The 17,578-nt window shown below is 57.7% G+C and carries 14 protein-coding genes; 9 read left to right on the top strand and 5 right to left on the bottom strand.

What is annotated here, in order from left to right:
- Nucleotides 1-2 precede the first annotated feature (2 nt).
- Complete coding sequence (crtC, locus tag ACFIO0_RS14585) at nucleotides 3-842, top strand: carotenoid 1,2-hydratase (protein ID WP_390911128.1); 840 nt, start codon at nucleotides 3-5, stop codon at nucleotides 840-842.
- Here the strand turns inward: crtC and ACFIO0_RS14590 are convergent.
- The 3 genes from ACFIO0_RS14590 to ACFIO0_RS14600 are packed head-to-tail and all read right to left on the bottom strand — an operon-like array spanning nucleotide 839 to nucleotide 3,913.
- On the bottom strand, nucleotides 839-1,318 hold the full coding sequence (locus tag ACFIO0_RS14590; RefSeq protein ID WP_390911129.1) for a tryptophan-rich sensory protein: 480 nt from the start codon (nucleotides 1,316-1,318) through the stop codon (nucleotides 839-841). The two genes, crtC and ACFIO0_RS14590, sit on opposite strands and share 4 nt — an antisense overlap.
- 31 nt (nucleotides 1,319-1,349) lie before the next feature.
- Complete coding sequence (crtB, locus tag ACFIO0_RS14595; protein WP_390911130.1) at nucleotides 1,350-2,369, bottom strand: 15-cis-phytoene synthase; 1,020 nt, start codon at nucleotides 2,367-2,369, stop codon at nucleotides 1,350-1,352.
- Complete coding sequence (locus ACFIO0_RS14600) at nucleotides 2,366-3,913, bottom strand: phytoene desaturase family protein (protein WP_390911131.1); 1,548 nt, start codon at nucleotides 3,911-3,913, stop codon at nucleotides 2,366-2,368. Before ACFIO0_RS14600 ends, crtB begins: the two co-directional genes overlap by 4 nt.
- Nucleotides 3,914-4,021: 108 nt before the next feature.
- Between ACFIO0_RS14600 and crtA the strand changes: the two genes are divergently transcribed.
- Genes crtA through bchO form a run of 4 tightly spaced genes read left to right on the top strand, consistent with a single transcriptional unit; the run spans nucleotide 4,022 to nucleotide 8,223 of the window.
- Nucleotides 4,022-4,726 (top strand): spheroidene monooxygenase, encoded by a 705-nt coding sequence (gene crtA / locus ACFIO0_RS14605; RefSeq protein WP_390911132.1) that lies wholly within the window; start codon nucleotides 4,022-4,024, stop codon nucleotides 4,724-4,726.
- The gene (gene bchI, locus ACFIO0_RS14610; protein WP_390911133.1) at nucleotides 4,723-5,730 is read left to right on the top strand and encodes a magnesium chelatase ATPase subunit I; all 1,008 of its coding nucleotides are present in this window, start codon (nucleotides 4,723-4,725) and stop codon (nucleotides 5,728-5,730) included. The genes crtA and bchI overlap by 4 nt, the downstream gene beginning before the upstream one ends.
- Entirely contained in the window at nucleotides 5,727-7,361 is a 1,635-nt protein-coding gene (locus ACFIO0_RS14615) for a magnesium chelatase subunit D (RefSeq protein ID WP_390911134.1), read from the top strand. Before bchI ends, ACFIO0_RS14615 begins: the two co-directional genes overlap by 4 nt.
- A gap of 1 nt (nucleotide 7,362) precedes the next feature.
- Nucleotides 7,363-8,223, top strand: a complete 861-nt coding sequence (bchO, locus tag ACFIO0_RS14620) for an alpha/beta fold hydrolase BchO (protein ID WP_390911135.1) — start codon at nucleotides 7,363-7,365, stop codon at nucleotides 8,221-8,223.
- Between the two features lie 6 nt (nucleotides 8,224-8,229).
- On the opposite strand, the gene ppsR is transcribed toward bchO, so the two are convergent.
- Nucleotides 8,230-9,627 (bottom strand): transcriptional regulator PpsR, encoded by a 1,398-nt coding sequence (ppsR, locus tag ACFIO0_RS14625; RefSeq protein WP_390911136.1) that lies wholly within the window; start codon nucleotides 9,625-9,627, stop codon nucleotides 8,230-8,232.
- Between the two features lie 56 nt (nucleotides 9,628-9,683).
- On the bottom strand, nucleotides 9,684-10,484 hold the full coding sequence (locus ACFIO0_RS14630; protein WP_390911137.1) for a B12-binding domain-containing protein: 801 nt from the start codon (nucleotides 10,482-10,484) through the stop codon (nucleotides 9,684-9,686).
- A 257-nt stretch (nucleotides 10,485-10,741) separates the two neighbouring features.
- Here ACFIO0_RS14630 and bchF point away from each other — a divergent pair, with 257 nt between their 5' ends.
- Genes bchF through ACFIO0_RS14650 form a run of 4 tightly spaced genes read left to right on the top strand, consistent with a single transcriptional unit; the run spans nucleotide 10,742 to nucleotide 17,565 of the window.
- Nucleotides 10,742-11,230 carry a 2-vinyl bacteriochlorophyllide hydratase gene (gene bchF / locus ACFIO0_RS14635; protein ID WP_390911138.1) on the top strand — a complete coding sequence of 163 codons (489 nt, stop codon included), beginning with the start codon at nucleotides 10,742-10,744 and terminating at the stop codon, nucleotides 11,228-11,230.
- Nucleotides 11,227-12,510: a ferredoxin:protochlorophyllide reductase (ATP-dependent) subunit N gene (locus tag ACFIO0_RS14640; RefSeq protein ID WP_390911139.1), complete on the top strand. Its 1,284-nt coding sequence runs from the start codon at nucleotides 11,227-11,229 to the stop codon at nucleotides 12,508-12,510. The genes bchF and ACFIO0_RS14640 overlap by 4 nt, the downstream gene beginning before the upstream one ends.
- Nucleotides 12,507-14,030 (top strand): ferredoxin:protochlorophyllide reductase (ATP-dependent) subunit B, encoded by a 1,524-nt coding sequence (bchB, locus tag ACFIO0_RS14645; RefSeq protein WP_390911140.1) that lies wholly within the window; start codon nucleotides 12,507-12,509, stop codon nucleotides 14,028-14,030. Before ACFIO0_RS14640 ends, bchB begins: the two co-directional genes overlap by 4 nt.
- On the top strand, nucleotides 14,020-17,565 hold the full coding sequence (locus tag ACFIO0_RS14650; RefSeq protein ID WP_390911141.1) for a magnesium chelatase subunit H: 3,546 nt from the start codon (nucleotides 14,020-14,022) through the stop codon (nucleotides 17,563-17,565). Before bchB ends, ACFIO0_RS14650 begins: the two co-directional genes overlap by 11 nt.
- The last annotated feature ends 13 nt before the right edge of the window (nucleotides 17,566-17,578 follow it).

Genomic DNA, 17,578 nt, shown 5'->3' on the forward strand with positions numbered 1-17,578 from the left:
CTGTGATCGGCTTTATCGGATCGGTGTTTTCGCCGTGGTATCACTGGTCAGGGCGCGGCAATCCGGCGAACAACTGCTGCATCAACGTGGCGACCTATGGCCCCGGCGGGCGGTTCACGATGACGGATCGCGGGGCATCCGCACTACGACGCGCCAACGACACGTTGCGTGTTGGGCCGTCAGACATGCAATGGAACGGCGCGTCATTGACCATCAGCATCAACGAAATTTCATCACTGCCGATGGTGTCACGCGTGCGCGGCCAAATCATCGTGACGCCTGACGCAATCACAAATGTTGAACTGCCACTGACCAAAGATGGCGCACACGTTTGGCGTCCTTTTGCCCCGTCTTCGCGCATCTCGGTTCAGCTAGAGGCCAAGGGCTGGCAGTTTGACGGGCACGGCTATTTTGACGCGAATTTCGGAACACGACCGTTAGAACACGACTTTAGCTATTGGACGTGGGGGCGGTATCCGACGGCTGCAGGGGCCACGTGTTTTTACGATGCAGCACGGCGTGATGGGACCGTGTTGGATGCGGCTATTGCCTTTGATCCTGCAGGCAATGCCACGCAGATTGACGCGCCACCCGCGACCCCGTTCAAGCGAACTCTGTGGGCTTTGCGTCGTGAAACGCGGGCAGATGCGGGAACAACGCCGCACCAGATCAAGCCGATGTTGGACGCGCCGTTCTATTCGCGCTCGGTTGTTCAAACGCAGATCAATGGTGAGGTCGTACAGGGCGTGCACGAGGCGTTGGACCTGAACCGATACCGTTCGCCCGTGTTGAAACCAATGCTGGTTGTGCGGGTGCCACGACGGGCAAACTGGACGTTTTAGGCTTTGGATAAGTCCACAGGCACAACGTCGGGATTTAGGCGCGCAACACTTGCATTTAACGCGGCAGCAACTGTGACCCAGACCAAATAGGGCATGAACGCCAAACCCGCCAAGATGTCCAATTTGAACATCGAGATGGTTGCGCCCAAGACTGCAATCCACAGCGGTGCCATAATCAGCAGCGCACCCTTGAGACGACGCAATCCGAAAAACACCGGCGACCACAGGGTGGCGAACGCCCCTTGCATGGCCCAGAACGCCAAGGCGTAAGCGCTGCCTTCGAGCATGCCGACACGTGCGCCCGCGAATGAAATCAACAGGTAAATTGTGGTCCACGCCACCGGAAACACCCAGTCAGGTGGGGTCCAGTCGGGTTTGTTCAGGGTTTTGTACCACGCACCCGGTGGGAAAACCGCGCCAGTCGCACCTGCGCCAACGCATGCCGCCAAGAAAACAAAGAAAAGATAAATATCCATGAGGCTGCCTAACATGCGGCTTGGGGGCGTGTCACTCGGCGGCGGTGGAGGCCGCGTCTTCTTGGGCTTTGAGTTGCGCAAGCACCGCAATCAATGTTTCAGCACGCCCCTTTTGACGTGGGGCTGCGCGTGCTGCGGCCTCCACCAGAAACCGGACCTCGGCCAGCGGTTTCGCGTAAATCACGGGGGATTTCGGCAAGACCATCGTGCTGGCCGCGCGCAGTGCAGACAGGCCAATCAAGCCGAGTTTCTGAGGTTTTGTCGTGCGGGCGCGCATCGTGATGCTGTCGTTGCCGTTGCGTTTTACCGCGCTGCCAATGCCTGCGTAAATGTGGCGCGCTGCAAAAATTCCAGAGCGGGCAGACACGGGCAGTGCCGCGATCCCCGCTTCGGATCGGATGTACAATCTGTGTGCTTCGGCCAGTAATTTGCGCACCATACGGCGGATTTCAGGGGTGGCCTTCGGATCGGCAAGGAACGCTTGAACGTCAATGCCAGCTTCGTCCATCCAGTCCATCGGCAGGTAAATGCGCCCTGCGCGCGCGTCCTCGCCCACGTCGCGTGCGATGTTCGTCAGTTGCATCGCCACACCCAAATCACAGGCGCGGGCCAAAGCATCGCCGTCACGCACCCGCATCAAAACGCACATCATTGCACCCACGGCACTGGCCACGCGTGCAGAATAATCGCGCACGCCGGACAGCGTGTCGTAGCGGCGTTCAACCGCGTCCCACGCCAACCCCTCAAGCAAAGCTTCGGGCAAGGCGCGCGGCATGTCGAACTTTTCGATGATCGCGCAAAACGCCCGGTCTTCGGGTGCGTTTCGCGGGCGTCCTGCATAGGCCAAATCCAAACGGTCACGCAATTCCAGCACCGCGCGGCCTTTGTTGTCACCTTCATCAACTTCGTCATCTGCAAGTCGGCAAAACGCGTATAACGCCAGTGCGGGGTCGCGCACCGAGGCGGGCAACAGCTTGGATGCGGCGTGAAACGAAAGTGACCCGGTGCGGATCACGTTGCGGCAATGTTCGAGGTCTTTGGGGTCAATCATTCGGCTGCCATCCTTGGCTCTTTCGCGTTAACGTGCATGTCGGGAACCAGCTTGGCCAAGACTTCGGCGCTGGACACAACGCCGGGCAAACCGGCGCCCGGATGCGTGCCTGCACCTACCAGAAACAGGCCTTTGGCCTCTTCGCTGACATTGTGCGGGCGGAACCACGCGCTTTGTAAAATACGCGGCTCTAGGGAAAATCCACTGCCGTGCGGGCTAAGGTAGCGATCGCGGAATGTTTCTGGCGTGAACACCAGCTCTGTCGAGACACTGTCGCGGAAACCGGGCATGTGTTGTTCAAGCACCTTGGCAACTTTTTCGCGGTAAATCGGTTCTTCGACGCCCCAATCCACGCTATTGTTCCAGCCCAGATGCGGGACCGGCGACAGCACGTAAAACGTGTCATCACCTTGCGGTGCCGCCGTCGGGTCCGTGACCGAGGGGCGATGAATGTACAGGCTCATGTCGTCTGACAGTTTGCCCTTCATAAATATGTCGTGCAGCAACCCTGTGAAACGCGGGCCGTTGACGATTGTATGGTGCCCCAGATCCGGCCAATTTTTCGCTGTGCCTTTGGTGCCGAAATACCAGACATACAGACCCATCGACCAACGGCTCTTTTTCAGTTTCTGCGTCGTCCAGCGTCGCTTTTTGTGATTGCGCAAAAGGTGGTTATAGGTGTGACCGGCGTCTGCGTTGCTGACAACCAACGATGCCTTGATCATCGATCCGTCGTCCATGCGCACCCCTGTGGCAGCGCCATTTTCGATCAGGATTTCGTCAACGACAGCGGTGTGCCGGATCATGCCGCCTTGGGCACGCACAACCTTTGCCATCGCATCAGCGATCGCCTGCACACCACCCATTGCGTAATGCACGCCGTATTCTTTTTCGAGATGCGCAACCAAGGCATACATCGACGTCACATGCGCAGGATCACCGCCGATAAACAGCGGATGAAACGACAACGCCATGCGCAGTTTTTCGTCCTTCACGCGGGCCTTTGCGTGGCCATAGATCGAACGATCGGCGCGCAGCTGTGCAAACTTCGGCAGCACTTTGATGGTCTCCCAAAGCCTATGCATCGGCTTGGCAACCATCCCCTCAAAACCCACGATGTAGCGGGCGTGACTGTCTTTGAGAAACCGTTTGTACCCTTTCAGATCCCGCGGGCTGATCTTTTCGACCTCGGCAAACATGCGTTCATCATCTGAACAGGCTTCGAATTTAGTGCCATCCGGCCAGCGAATTTCATAAAAAGGATCAAGCGGGCGCAGATCCACATCGGCGCCGAAATCACGACCGCAATCCGCCCACAGTTTTTCGAAAACCTGCGGCACAGTGACGATGGTTGGGCCCAGATCAAAACGGTGACCATCTTGCGTGATCGAAGACCCACGCCCGCCTGTGCGATCCAGTCGATCCAGCACCGTGACACGGTACCCTTTTGCACCCAAACGCATGGCGGCAGACAAACCACCAAGGCCCGCGCCAATCACAATGGCATGGTTGTCGGTGGGTGTATGCGAGGAATCTGTCTTCATGGCTTAAGGCTAAAGGTGTCTAGTTTAGTTTACAATCCTCTTGTTCACATCTTCCCAAATGCGCATGGATATGTAAGTTTACATTTACACTTTGGGAGAACATGAACCGTGTCGCAGGTTGTCAGCCTCAGCTTTTTCCGCTTTGGGTCATTTGGCTCTCGCCTATGGGCGTTGGGCATGATGGGCCTTGCACGTAGGCCGATGGGGCAAATTCCGGACATCGAATTTTGGAAATTATGCGGCTCTGGCACCGGCGAAGGGTTCACTCCGCTGCCCAACATGGGCGTTTATGCGATTCTTGCGACGTGGCCTGACGCCGAAACAGCCCGTTTGCGAGTGAAAAGCAGCGCGATCTACGACCGCTACCGCGCCAAGGCCTGCGAAAATTGGACAGTCTTTATGTCCACGGACGTCGCACGCGGGGCTTGGTCAGGTCAAACCCCGTTCGCCGTATCGGACGGCAAAACCGGTGGACCGCTTGCGGCGCTGACCCGTGCAACGATCAAGCCCAGCATCCTTGCGCGCTTTTGGTCACGGGTTCCGAATATTTCGCACACCATCGGCAAAGACCCCAATGTCGTGTTCAAAATCGGCATCGGCGAAGTGCCTTGGCTGCATCAAGTCACCTTTTCGATCTGGCCGGATGCGGCCACAATGGCCAACTTTGCCCGCACTGGCCCACACGCCGATGCGATCCGCGCCGTACGCGATGAAGGTTGGTTTACCGAAGAACTCTACGCCCGTTTCTCGCTCTTGTCTGACGAAGGCACTTGGGGCGGGACGTCACCCTTGGCCGAACTGGATCACGCATGAAACAGCCCTTTCCATTCTCCGCAATTGTCGGGCAATCCGACATGAAACTGGCGATGATCTTAACGGCCATCGATCCGTCCATCGGCGGCGTCTTGGTCTTTGGGGATCGCGGCACCGGCAAATCGACGGCGGTGCGCGCGCTTGCGGCGCTGTTGCCCCCGATTACCGCTGTAAAAACCTGCCCTGTGAACAGTACCGTGCCTGCGGATTGTCCTGAGTGGGCGAATGTCACGACCAAGGAAACCCATGAGGTTCCGACGCCGCTGATCGACCTGCCTTTGGGCGCATCCGAGGATCGGGTGACCGGCGCTTTGGACATCGAAAAGGCGCTGACCAAGGGCGAAAAAGCGTTTCAACCTGGCTTACTGGCACAGGCCAATCGGGGCTATCTGTACATTGACGAGGTCAACTTGCTTGAGGATCACATCGTCGATTTGCTACTGGACGTCGCCCAATCCGGTGAAAACGTGATTGAGCGCGAAGGTCTGTCGATCCGCCATGCAGCAAGGTTTGTTCTCGTCGGATCAGGCAACCCGGAGGAAGGCGAGTTGCGACCGCAACTCCTTGATCGCTTTGGTCTTTCTGTTGATGTGGCATCGCCTACAGACATCGATGAACGGGTCGAGGTCATAAAACGGCGCGATGCCTATGATACCGATTACACGGCATTCATGCTACGCTGGCAGGCCGAGGACGCGACCCTGCGTGACCGGATCATTTCGGCGCGCAAAACGCTGGCCAAGCTAAAAACCTCTGATAAAACCCTGCGTGATGTAGCCGAGTTATGCGTCAAGCTGGGCTCTGACGGATTGCGCGGCGAATTGACCCTGCTTAAGGCCGCGCGCGCCTATGCCGCCTACCGCGACGACACTGCTTTGACCCGCTCGCATATTCGCGATGTTGCTGCCCTTGCGTTGCGCCACCGGTTGCGCCGCGACCCGCTGGATGAAGCGGGGTCAGGCACGCGCGTGAACCGCATTGTCGAGGACGTTTTGGGCGCATGATGGAACCCTGGGACCGTGCAATAACAGCGCGCGCCCTGCTCGCGATTGATCCCGCAGGTTTGGGTGGCATGACATTGCGCGCCCGTTCTGGCCCCGCGCGGACTGCGTTTGTTAACCATATCCCCAAGTCCCACACACGGCTGCATCCAGCAATGGCCACCGATGATCTGATCGGCGGAATTGATCTGGCCAGCACGCTTGAGAGCGGAGCGTTGAAGCGCAAGCACGGGTTGCTTTATCGTGATACAAAGTTGCTTGTTCTCGGCATGGCCGAGCGGGCTGATCCGCAATTCACCACGCTGCTCGCGCAAAGGATGGACATGGACGATAGCCCCTGTTTGATCGCACTGGACGAAGGCGCGAGCGAGGACGAAACCTTGCCTGCATCGCTTGCTGACCGGCTGGCGTTCCATGTGAATTTTGACGGGCTAGCGATCAGCGATATAGGGGTTGGACCAAATGCGTCAGAAACTCAAACATACGGTAACGTACAGTTTCCAAAAACGTTGTATCATGACCTCGTGACCCTTGCAGCACGGCTTGGCATCGACAGCTTACGCGCCCCGATCTTTGCTCTGCATGCATCCAAGGCGCATGCCTTGTTTCGCGGCGATTCCACAGTGCGATCAGAGGATATTGAAATCGCCGTTGCGTTGGTTTTTGCGCATCGTGCCACGCGCTTGCCGCAAGAGGCTGCCGACGACACCCCGCCTGCGCCCGAACCCGAGGCGCAATCCGAGGAGCAACAGGAAAACATCACCGAGCTTCCGCAGGAGATTTTGCTAGAGGCGATCAAGGCTGCGCTACCTCCTAATGTTCTCGCGAATTTGGCCAATGGTACCGCGAAACGTGGCAAGGGTGCTGGTAGTGGCAAACGGCGTATTGGCAACCGGCGCGGGCGTCCAATGCCTGCGCGCGACACGCCTGCAAAATCCGGCTCGCGGATCGATTTGATGGCGACATTGCGCGCGGGAATTCCTTGGCAGACATTGCGCAAACGCGCCCTGCCGGATCATGCAGGTGCGATCATCCGCCCGTCAGATTTACGCGCCAAACGCTATCAGGAGCACTCTGATCGGTTGCTGATTTTTACAGTTGATGCGTCGGGCTCCGCCGCGTTAGCCCGCCTTGGCGAAGCGAAAGGTGCGGTGGAATTGCTGCTGGCCCAAGCCTATGCGCGGCGCGATCACGTGGCCTTGATCGCCTTTCGCGGCACAAACGCCGAGGTGTTGTTGCACCCCACACGTTCGCTAGTTCAAACCAAACGGCAACTGGCGTCTCTGCCCGGCGGTGGCGGCACACCCTTGGCCACAGGGTTGTCCGCGGCCATCGACATGGCGGATCACGCCAAGCGCAAAGGCCTAACGCCAACCGTAGTTTTGTTGACCGACGGGCGCAGTAACATCGCGCTGGACGGCACCCCAAATCGCGCACAGGCGGCCAGCGATGCCACAGCAATGGCGGATGCCCTGAACCTGCAAGGCACCGACGCCGTTGTGATCGATACTGGCAACCGGCCAGAACGGAGCCTCGCTGATTTGTCCAAACGACTGGGTGGAGCCTACGTTGCCTTACCGCGCGCGAATGCACAGCGATTGTCCGCAGCGGTCGCGACCCATTTGGGCCAATAACATGGACTGGGCAAAACAGTCCCACGACTGGCCTTTGGCAGAACATTCGCGGTTTGTCCGGCATCTGCCGCACCAATGGCACGTTCAAGAACTGGGTGACGGACCGCAAGTGTTGCTGATCCACGGCGCGGGTGGGGCCACGCAAAGCTGGCGGCATCTGGCCCCTTTGTTGGCGCAGACCCACCGCGTGATCATGGTGGATTTACCGGGTCAGGGGTTCACCAAAATCGGGTCCAAACGCCGCTGTGGTCTGGATCACATGAGCGAGGATTTGCGATCGCTTGCGACGCACGAAGACTGGGATCCCGTTGCTCTGATTGGGCATTCCGCTGGCGGAGCAATCGCGCTGCGCATGGCAGAGATGATGACCAATCCGCCGCCCGTCATCGGCATCAATGCGGCACTAGGAAATTTCACAGGACTGGCGGGCGTAATGTTTCCGCTGATGGCAAAAGCTTTGGCCGCGATGCCATTGGTCGCTGATTTATTCACCGTTTCGGCCGCGCGCCCGGCCTCGGCAAAGCGGTTGATTGACGGCACCGGATCGATCCTGCCCGAGCACGAGATCGAATACTATCGGCGTTTGGTTCGTGATCGCACGCATGTGGATTCGACGCTGGCGATGATGGCGCAGTGGCAGCTTGATCCGTTGCTGAAACGCCTGTCGACGCACCCCTCGCGAACCTTGTTGATCACCGGTGACAAAGATCGGGCCGTGCCGCCAACGACCTCTGAACAGGCGGCCAAGCGTATCCCCAATTGCACAACGGTCAGCCTGCCTGGATTGGGGCATTTGGCGCATGAAGAGGACGCAGATAGCGTTGCGGCACTCATTACGGATCATTTGAAAGTTCTCAGCTAGACCGCGCTACGAGTCTTTTTTCAGCAGATCGTATTTACGAAGCTTCACATACAGCGACTGACGGGACAGCCCCAGCATTTCGGCCGCAGCAACCCGGTTGTTCGAGGTCATCTCGACAGCCGTTTCGATGCACATCTTTTCAACCACATCCGTGGTTTGCGCGACGATATCTTTGAGCGACTGGCTGCCGATCAATTCGATCAGCGAAACCATGTCCACGTCCGTCGCTTGCGAACGCGCGTCTTTTGACGACTCGACGCGATTTGCATCACGGATCACCAAAACAAACGCCGCGTCATTGCCTGCTTGCAACGAACTGGTCGAAATCTCGACCGACCGTTCAGAGCCATGTTCGCTCACCAGCTTGGTCAGGTACAATCGCATGGCACCGTTGCGGCTGGCGTTCTCGAAAATAACGTTCATATCGACGCTGCCACGCCCTAGGAAATCAGAGACTGCGCGCCCCTTCAGCTCTTGGGTGTTGGTAACGTCGGTTTGGTTCAAAAACGCTTCATTGGCGCTTAGGATGCGGCCGTCTTTGGCTGCAAAAACGATCCCGTCAATGCCGTTTTCAAACAGCCCAATCAGGTTGCTGTTCAGTGTGTCCGCCTGCACGTGGTTTCCGTCCGCCAGTGACACGCGACACAGCAACATTTGCTCGCCTGCGACGCGGAACAAAGTCGGTCGGATCACAACGTCACGCTTGGGTGATCGTGTCGACACAGTCATCGATTTGGCGTCTGCATCCGCACCAATCGCCGCAAGCCGGTCAATCAGATCACGCCCGTCTTTCGCATCAAACGCAGATGCAAAAGAGGACCCTCTGAGATCATTGCGATGCTTGCCAAACAACGTTGACGCGGTTGGGTTGCAATCGGAGACTTCGCCCGATGACAACGCCACAAAAACCGCGGCCTCGTCTGTCGATGCCATCAGCACGCGGAACAACGTGTCGTTATGGCGCTGCGCCTCATAGTCTTTTTCAAGCGCAATTTGGGCTGCAACCAACTGCTGCTGGATATCCCAAACCGGACGCAAATCTTGACCCAACAGCAAAATCGCACCGTCCGTGCCAATCTGATGAAACGTATAGCGCATCGGAAAACTGGTGTCGGGCTGCGCGCCTGGATGGTTCAACTCGACCGGCAACACCGGATCGTTGGTTTCAACAAAAGCCTTAAAACGCAGCTCGAACTTGGCGATGCTTTCAATGGTCAAATGATCCCGAAACGCGTCACCTTCCCAAAATTTGAAATCATCCGCGCTGGAAAACCGCGGGTTTGTCATCACACCCAAGATTTGGCCGCCAGTGTTCAACACCACGGCCAAGTCGGAAATGCTTGAGATTATTTGAGTGACGATCTCTGGTTCTATCATCGGGATCAGGCCGCTAGACCATGTCATCTCACTGTGGGACATCACTCTGCGGCGCCCCGAATTTCGAACAGCAACAACATTTATCAGTGCCTACTACCGCAAGATGCGGTCCTTATTTCCATGGCCTTCGACGTAGAGACCCGAAGCGCCGTATTCCAGTCACTTGTCGCAACATCGACCCCTATGGCCGCCTTCATGTCGATGCCATGATCGAGCACACTGCCGCCTATCAAAATAGGCATGTTTGACGTAACTGGCTTGATCGTATCAACGAGGAACCGCAGGGAATCAAGTGATATCCGTGAAGTTGCCGAAATCATCAGCGCCGTGAAATCGCCGTCCGCAATCAAGGATCGCGCCGCGTTCGGGCATAAATCTAGCTCTAGTTGAATTGACAACCCGCTGCTGCGCAATTGCCCTGCCAGAATAGTCGCGCCCAATGTGTGTTGCTCTGCGGCTGGAACCATCACCAAACAGCGTGGCGCATCAGCCGCTGGCACAACATCCTCGCCGCACCAATCCGGGCCCAAATGCCGCAGCAATCCTTGCAAGCGCGCAGATCCAATCGAGACTTGGGCAAAGCTTGCCCGATCAGCCAGCCATTCCTCACCTAAATAGCGTGCAACCGACGGAATGTAGCGGCCTGCGATCTCTTGGCCACTAACGCCTTCGCGCAGCATCGTGTCGACAATATCTTGAACCAGAGTGCGATCCGCACTTTGTACAGCCACCGACATACGGTCCAGAAAATCAGGCCAAAGCCCGCTTGGTACCGCGTTCATTTTGGTGGTCACGCTAGACGCCAAAACGTTCAGTGCCTGCAATACAACACCGCCCATTTCAAGCGTGCGATCTCTTGGGTCGCAATCGGAACTATCTGTCATTCGCAATCCCCCTTGGATTTTGAGCCTATGACAGGTGTGACTGGTGAATTCGTAATTGCCCCCTATCGTCTAATACGATCTTCAATATGTCAAATCTAATTGACACTTTTGAGAAATTTCCGTCGAAATAGTATGTTTTAATGACAAAAATTGAATTTTCCGACCCACATCATATTTTAAACCTGTGTAAATCAAAGTTGACACATTGATAAGATGCTGCCAGATTTTAACCAACACTGATCGCGTTGGGGGACACCATGACAGACGCAAACACGCGTCCATCAGCACCAAACAGCCTGTACACAACAGAGCAGCGCGCGCGCCGTGATGCCTCTGTTTGGACGCGGGTTCAGGGGGTGCTTGCCCCGGTGCAGTTCGTTGTATTTCTGGTCTCTTTGGTGCTGGTCATTCGCTACCTCGCGACGGGTGACGGATATGCCATCGCGACCGCGTCTGTGGTTCTGAAAACCGGCGCGCTATACCTGATTATGATTACTGGTGCGATCTGGGAAAAGGTCGTCTTTGGGCAGTACCTGTTTGCACCTGCGTTCTTCTGGGAAGACGTATTCAGCTTTGGGGTGATCGCCCTGCACACCCTATATATTTATGGGCTTTTGAGCGGTGCAATCGCGCCTCAATCGCTGATGTTGATCGCCCTCGCCGCCTACGCCGCCTACGTGGTCAACGCCGGTCAATTCTTGTGGAAACTGCGCATCGCGCGCCTGCAATCCGAGGTGCCCGCATGAGCGACCTGATGACCCCGCCGCCATCGCTCGGGTGCCGCACGTCACCCGTTCTAAAGCAACGCGGCCAACGCGAAGTATTCTGCGGCCTGACCGGCATCATCTGGCTGCACCGCAAAATTCAGGACGCGTTCTTTTTGGTTGTCGGATCGCGCACCTGCGCACACTTGCTGCAAAGCGCGGCAGGCGTGATGATTTTTGCGGAACCGCGATTCGGCACCGCGATTCTCGAAGAATCAGATCTTGCCGGCCTGAATGACGCGCATGCCGAACTGGACCGCACGGTTGCTGAACTGTTGGCCCGCCGTCCTGACATTCGCCAGTTGTTCCTCGTTGGGTCCTGCCCGTCCGAAGTGATCAAGCTGGACCTGAACCGCGCCGCCGAACGTTTGACCCAAGAATTTGCGCCCAAAGTGCGTGTCCTTGAATACTCCGGTTCCGGAATTGAGACCACGTTCACCCAAGGCGAAGACGCTTGTCTCGCCTCGATGGTGCCTGTGTTGCCAAACACGGACGCGCGCGAGCTGATGGTTGTCGGCGCGCTGCCCGACGTGGTCGAGGATCAGATGCTGGGCTTGCTTAGCGATTTGGGGATTGGCCCCGTCACGGTCCTACCTGCGCGCAACATTGCATCTGAAATGGGCGTTGGCCCCAACACGGTCTTTGCCCTAACGCAGCCGTTTTTAGGCGACACGCACGCAGCCCTTGAACGCCGCGGCGCGCGCCACATCGCGGCCCCGTTCCCCTTCGGCGAAGAAGGCACGACAGCCTGGCTTGCGGCCATCGCGACAGAATTCGGCGTGTCCACAGACCTGTTCGAACGCGTCACCGAAGCCCCGCGCGCCCGTGCCCGCAAAGCCATCGCGCAAGCCAGCGTGCCGCTGAATGAAAAATCCGTGTTCTTTTTCCCCGACAGCCAGTTGGAAATTCCGCTAGCCCGGTTTTTGACCCGCGAATGTGGCATGACCGCACTTGAGGTCGGGTCACCCTACATTCACGACGCGCTGCACGGTCCCGATCTGGATCTGCTGCCCGCCGGACCACAAATCGCCGAGGGCCAAGATGTTGATCTGCAGCTGGATCGGTGCCGCGCCGCGCGCCCTGATCTGACGGTCTGTGGCCTTGGCCTTGCCAACCCGCTTGAGGCCGAAGGTCTGTCGACCAAATGGGCGATCGAATTGGTGTTCACGCCGGTGCATTTCTACGAACAGGCGGGCGATCTGGCGTCACTGTTTGCGCGCCCGTTGCGTCGCAAATCCATTCTGGGAGTTGCCGCCGAATGAAGCTGACGGTTTGGACATACGAAGGCCCACCGCACGTTGGTGCGATGCGCGTTGCCACAGGCATGAAAGGTCTGCACTACGTTTTGCACGCCCCCCAAGGCGACACTTACGCCGACCTTTTGTTCACCATGATCGAACGCCGTGATCACCGCCCGCCCGTCACCTACACGACGTTCCAAGCCCGCGATTTGGGGTCGGACACCGCTGGTTTGTTCAAGGCCGCGTGCCAAGACGCCGTGGACCGTTTCAAGCCAGAGGCAATCATTGTCGGGGCCTCGTGCACCGCCGAGCTGATCCAGGACGATCCCGGCGGTTTGGCCGAAACGATGGGTCTGGGCATCCCGGTCATCGCGCTGGAACTGCCATCGTATCAACGCAAAGAAAACTTTGGCGCGGACGAAACGTTCTTTCAGATCGTGCGTCATCTTGCAAAACCGATGGAAAAAACCACGCGGATCACCTGCAATTTGCTGGGGCCGACGGCCTTGGGCTTCCGTCACCGCGACGACATTCAAGAGATCACAAACCTGCTGTACGAACTGGGTGTCGAGGTCAACGTCACGGCCCCGATGACCGCAACACCATCCGACATTGCCAAGATGGGTCAGGCGCATTTCAACGTGCTACTCTACCCTGAAACGGGCGAACAGGCCGCGCGGTATTGCGAGAAGCACTTCGACCAGCCCTACACCAAAACCGTGCCAATCGGTGCGGGCGCGACCCACGATTTCATCGCTGAAATCCGCGCATTGACTGGTTCCACAACAGAATTGGACACCGACCGTTTGCGCCAGACGTGGTGGTCGCGATCCGTGGATTCCACCTATTTGACGGGCAAACGCGTGTTCATCTTTGGCGACGGCACCCACGTCAAAGCCGCCGCACGGATCGCGCGCGACGAGATGGGTTTCGAGGTTGCAGGCATCGGGTGTTACAACCGCGAAATGGCGCGCGATGTGCGGGCCACCGCCAAGGAATACGGCCTAGAGGCCCTGATCACCGACGACTACCTAGAAGTCGAGCGCACGATCGAAGCGCTGCAACCAGAGATGATCCTTGGCACCCAGATGGAGCGGCACATCGGCAAACGTCTGGGCATCCCCTGCGCCGTGATTTCTGCCCCCGTTCACGTGCAGGATTTCCCCGCCCGCTATTCCCCGCAGATGGGTTTCGAGGGTGCGAATGTTATCTTTGACACGTGGATTCACCCACTGGTCATGGGGCTCGAAGAACACCTGCTGCACATGTTCCGCGACGACTTTGAATTCAACGACGAAGCAGGGGCGAGCCACCACGGCGGGCACGCGCCCAAGCCTGTTGCGGACACACCGCCAGTTGTCATCGCCGAGGCGCAAGACAACGTGATCTGGCTGTTGGATGCGGAAAAAGAACTTAGGAAAATTCCATTCTTTGTGCGCGGCAAAGCCCGCCGCAACACCGAAACATACGCCGCCGAAAAGGGCTTGGGCGAGATTTCAATCGACACTCTGTACGAGGCGAAAGCACATTATGCGCGATGAGGTAGTTGAACAAAACTATAACTTCGTCATCGTGACGTTGGACCGGCACGCCGCTGGCCCTGCCGCCCGTGTGTCACCCCGTTTGGCGATGGATTTCCCGGGTCTGAACGTCAAAATCCACGCCGCTGCCGAATGGGAAAAAGACCCAAACGCCTTGCAGCAGGCCAAGGACGACATCGCGACCGCAAACATTGTCGTCACCTGCGTCATTTTCCTTGAGGATCACATCAAAGCCATCCTGCCTGATTTGATTGCGCGCCGCGACGGCTGTGATGCGATGATCGGCGTCGTTTCGGACCAAGAGATCACCCAGCTGACCAGGATGGGTGATCTGGACATGTCCAAACCCGCCACCGGTGCGATGGGTTTGCTGAAAAAGCTCAAGCCGTCTAAATCCAGCGGCAAATCCGGTGCCGGTCAGATGAAAATGCTGCGCCGATTGCCAAAAATCCTGCGCTTGATCCCCGGAAAGTCCCAAGATTTGCGCGCTTGGTTTTTGTCCATGCAGTACTGGTTGGGTGGCAGCGACGACAACATTGAAAACATGATCCGTTTTCTGATTTCGCGCTACGCAACCGATCCGATGTGGAACAAGGTCGTGGCCCAAGCGCCCGTGGAATACCCTGAGGTCGGCCTGTATCACCCTGATCTGGCAGGCCAGCACATCACCACCGATATGGCCGAATTGCCGCACAATGGTGCGACGACAACTGTCGGTGTTTTGATGTTGCGCAGCTACATTCTGGCCGCCGACACAGCGCATTACGACCACGTCATTCGCACGCTTGAGGCACGCGGGTTGCGCGTTATTCCCGCGTTTGCAGGTGGTCTTGACGGGCGTCCTGCGATCGAAAAATTCATGAAAGGTCGTGTTGATGCACTGGTGTCTCTGACCGGTTTCAGCCTGGTTGGCGGCCCTGCCTACAACGACAGTGACGCCGCCGTGGTGACCCTCAGCGATCTGGACATTCCCTACATCACTGCGCAACCGCTGGAATTTCAGACCCTCAATCAATGGGCGATGGGTGGCCAAGGTCTTAGCCCGATCGAGGCGACCATGTTGCTGGCTTTGCCCGAAATCGACGGGGCCACGAACCCCACGGTTTTTGCAGGTCGCCACAGCCCCGAAGGCTGCGCTGGTTGTGCTTACAAATGCAACGCTTACGGCGACGTCAAAGCGATGGCACCCTGTGTAGAACGGGTCGAGGCACTGGCCGAAAAGGCAGAGCACCTTGCCAATCTGCGCCGCAAAACCAACGCTGAAAAATCGGTTGGCATCGTCTTGTTCGGCTTCCCGCCAAATGCTGGCGCTGTTGGTACGGCCGCGTATCTTTCGGTCTTTGAATCGCTGTTTAACACGCTACACCGCATGCAGGCCGACGGCTACGATGTGACCCCGCCCGCCACCGTCGACGATTTGCGCGAGGCGGTCTTGCGCGGCAATGCACAAACCTTTGGCCAAGAGGCAAACGTGGCCGCTCGCATCAGTGCGGATCAGATCGTTGCGACAACTCCATGGCTTGATGAAATCGAAACCGTTTGGGGCGCGGCACCGGGGCGCATCCAATCCAACGGGCGTGAAGTGTTTGTCTTGGGCGCACATTTCGGACGCGTCTTTGTCGGCGTGCAACCAACGTTCGGCTACGAGGGCGACCCGATGCGCCTGTTGTTCGAAAAAGGCTTTGCCCCGACCCACGCGTTCAGCACGTTCTATCAATACCTGAAACACGATTTCAAAGCCGACGTGGTGCTGCATTTTGGCATGCACGGCGCGTTGGAATTCATGCCCGGAAAACAGAACGGATTGGGCGGAAACGACTGGCCAGAACGCCTGATGGGCAACGTGCCAAACGTCTATCTTTACGCCGCCAACAACCCGTCCGAGGCAACCTTGGCCAAGCGCCGCGCCAATGCGGTCACGATCACGCATCTGACGCCGCCTTTGCAAAGCTCGGGCCTGTACCGCGGGTTGGCCGATCTGAAAGACAGCCTGACAAAATGGCGCAGCCTGTCCGAAAGCGAAACCAGCCGCCATGATCTGGCTGACCTTGTGCGCGCCCAAGCCGAAGCGGTGGATTTGAACGCGGATGACCTAAGCGCGCTGTGGTTGCGCCTGTTGGAAACCGAAGACGCGCTGATCCCTGATGGTCTGCACATCGTTGGCAAACCACAAACCGCAGACAAGATTGACGACACACTGGCGCAGATGGAATTTGACACACCTGCTGCCCGTGAAACGGCGCGAGGACACCTGTCGACCGACAGCGAATTGCCGGCTTTGATGCGCGCGCTGAACGGCCAGTTCATTGCGCCCGTTCCCGGTGGCGACGTGATCCGCGCACCGGAAATTCTGCCGACAGGACGCAACATTCACGCCTTTGATCCGTTCCGCATGCCGACCGCCTTCGCGATGGAAGACGGGCGCAAACAAGCAAACGAATTGATTGAAACGCACACCAGCTTGCCAAAAACTGTGGCGCTGGTTTTGTGGGGTTCGGACAACATCAAATCCAATGGCGGCCCGATTGCCCAAGCGTTGGCCCTGATGGGTGCGACCCCGCGTTTTGATGCACACGGACGGTTGTGCGGCGCGGATCTGGTACCGCTGGAAATCTTGGGGCGTGCGCGCGTTGACGTGGTGATGACCCTGTCAGGTATTTTCCGTGATCTGTTGCCGTTGCAAACCAAGCTGCTGGCTGATGCCGCCTACCAATGTGCGATGGCGAAAGAGCCGCTTGAGATGAACCCGATCCGCGCCCACGCGTTGGACTTTGCCAAAGCCCAAGATTGCGACATGCGCACCGCCGCGTTGCGGGTGTTTTCGAATGCCGAGGGGGCCTACGGATCTAACGTGAACCAGCTGGTCGACAGTTCGGCGTTCGAGGATGAAGGCGAATTGGCGGATGCCTATCAGGCGCGCAAATCCTTTGCTTACGGCACTGACGGCGAAGCATCGCAACAGGCAGATTTGTTGCAAAACACGCTGAAGAACGTCGATCTGGCCTATCAAAACCTTGAATCGGTCGAGCTGGGCGTGACCACAGTCGACCACTATTTTGACACGTTGGGTGGCATTGCGGCCGCAGTCAAACGCGCCAAAGGCACGGATGACACACCGGTCTACATCGGCGATCAAACCCGCGGCGGCGTCAAGGTTCGCACCTTGCAGGACCAAGTCGCCTTGGAAACTCGCGCCCGCAGCCTGAACCCGAAATTCTACGAGCCACTGCTGAAACACGGCCACGAAGGCGTGCGCCAAATCGAGGCCTGTATCACCAACACCGTTGGCTGGTCAGCGACGACCGGCACGGTTGAACCGTGGGTGTACCAGCGCCTTAGCGAAACATTTGTGCTGGACGAAACCATGCGCCAGCGCCTCGCCGATCTGAACCCGCAAGCCTCGATGCGAATGGCAAACCGCCTGCTCGAAGCCTCGGATCGCGACTACTGGACACCAGACGAAGACACGTTGGCGGCCCTGCAAAATGCAGCCGACTCCATTGAAGATCAACTAGAGGGCATTGCAGCCGAATGACCCAACCGACAAA

It is taken from the genome of Pseudosulfitobacter sp. SM2401 (genome assembly GCF_042932805.1).
GTDB lineage: Bacteria > Pseudomonadota > Alphaproteobacteria > Rhodobacterales > Rhodobacteraceae > Ascidiaceihabitans.

What these genes read in the sequence shown, in the direction of transcription:
- ACFIO0_RS14630 (WP_390911137.1), bottom strand. Translation starts at nt 10,484, where the DNA reads ATGACAGATAGTTCCGATTGCGACCCAAGAGATCGCACGCTTGAAATG.
- bchI (WP_390911133.1), top strand. Translation starts at nt 4,723, where the DNA reads ATGAAACAGCCCTTTCCATTCTCCGCAATTGTCGGGCAATCCGACATG.
- crtB (WP_390911130.1), bottom strand. Translation starts at nt 2,369, where the DNA reads ATGATTGACCCCAAAGACCTCGAACATTGCCGCAACGTGATCCGCACC.
- ACFIO0_RS14650 (WP_390911141.1), top strand. Translation starts at nt 14,020, where the DNA reads ATGCGCGATGAGGTAGTTGAACAAAACTATAACTTCGTCATCGTGACG.
- bchF (WP_390911138.1), top strand. Translation starts at nt 10,742, where the DNA reads ATGACAGACGCAAACACGCGTCCATCAGCACCAAACAGCCTGTACACA.
- ACFIO0_RS14590 (WP_390911129.1), bottom strand. Translation starts at nt 1,318, where the DNA reads ATGGATATTTATCTTTTCTTTGTTTTCTTGGCGGCATGCGTTGGCGCA.
- ACFIO0_RS14600 (WP_390911131.1), bottom strand. Translation starts at nt 3,913, where the DNA reads ATGAAGACAGATTCCTCGCATACACCCACCGACAACCATGCCATTGTG.
- bchO (WP_390911135.1), top strand. Translation starts at nt 7,363, where the DNA reads ATGGACTGGGCAAAACAGTCCCACGACTGGCCTTTGGCAGAACATTCG.
- ACFIO0_RS14640 (WP_390911139.1), top strand. Translation starts at nt 11,227, where the DNA reads ATGAGCGACCTGATGACCCCGCCGCCATCGCTCGGGTGCCGCACGTCA.
- bchB (WP_390911140.1), top strand. Translation starts at nt 12,507, where the DNA reads ATGAAGCTGACGGTTTGGACATACGAAGGCCCACCGCACGTTGGTGCG.
- ppsR (WP_390911136.1), bottom strand. Translation starts at nt 9,627, where the DNA reads ATGACATGGTCTAGCGGCCTGATCCCGATGATAGAACCAGAGATCGTC.
- ACFIO0_RS14615 (WP_390911134.1), top strand. Translation starts at nt 5,727, where the DNA reads ATGATGGAACCCTGGGACCGTGCAATAACAGCGCGCGCCCTGCTCGCG.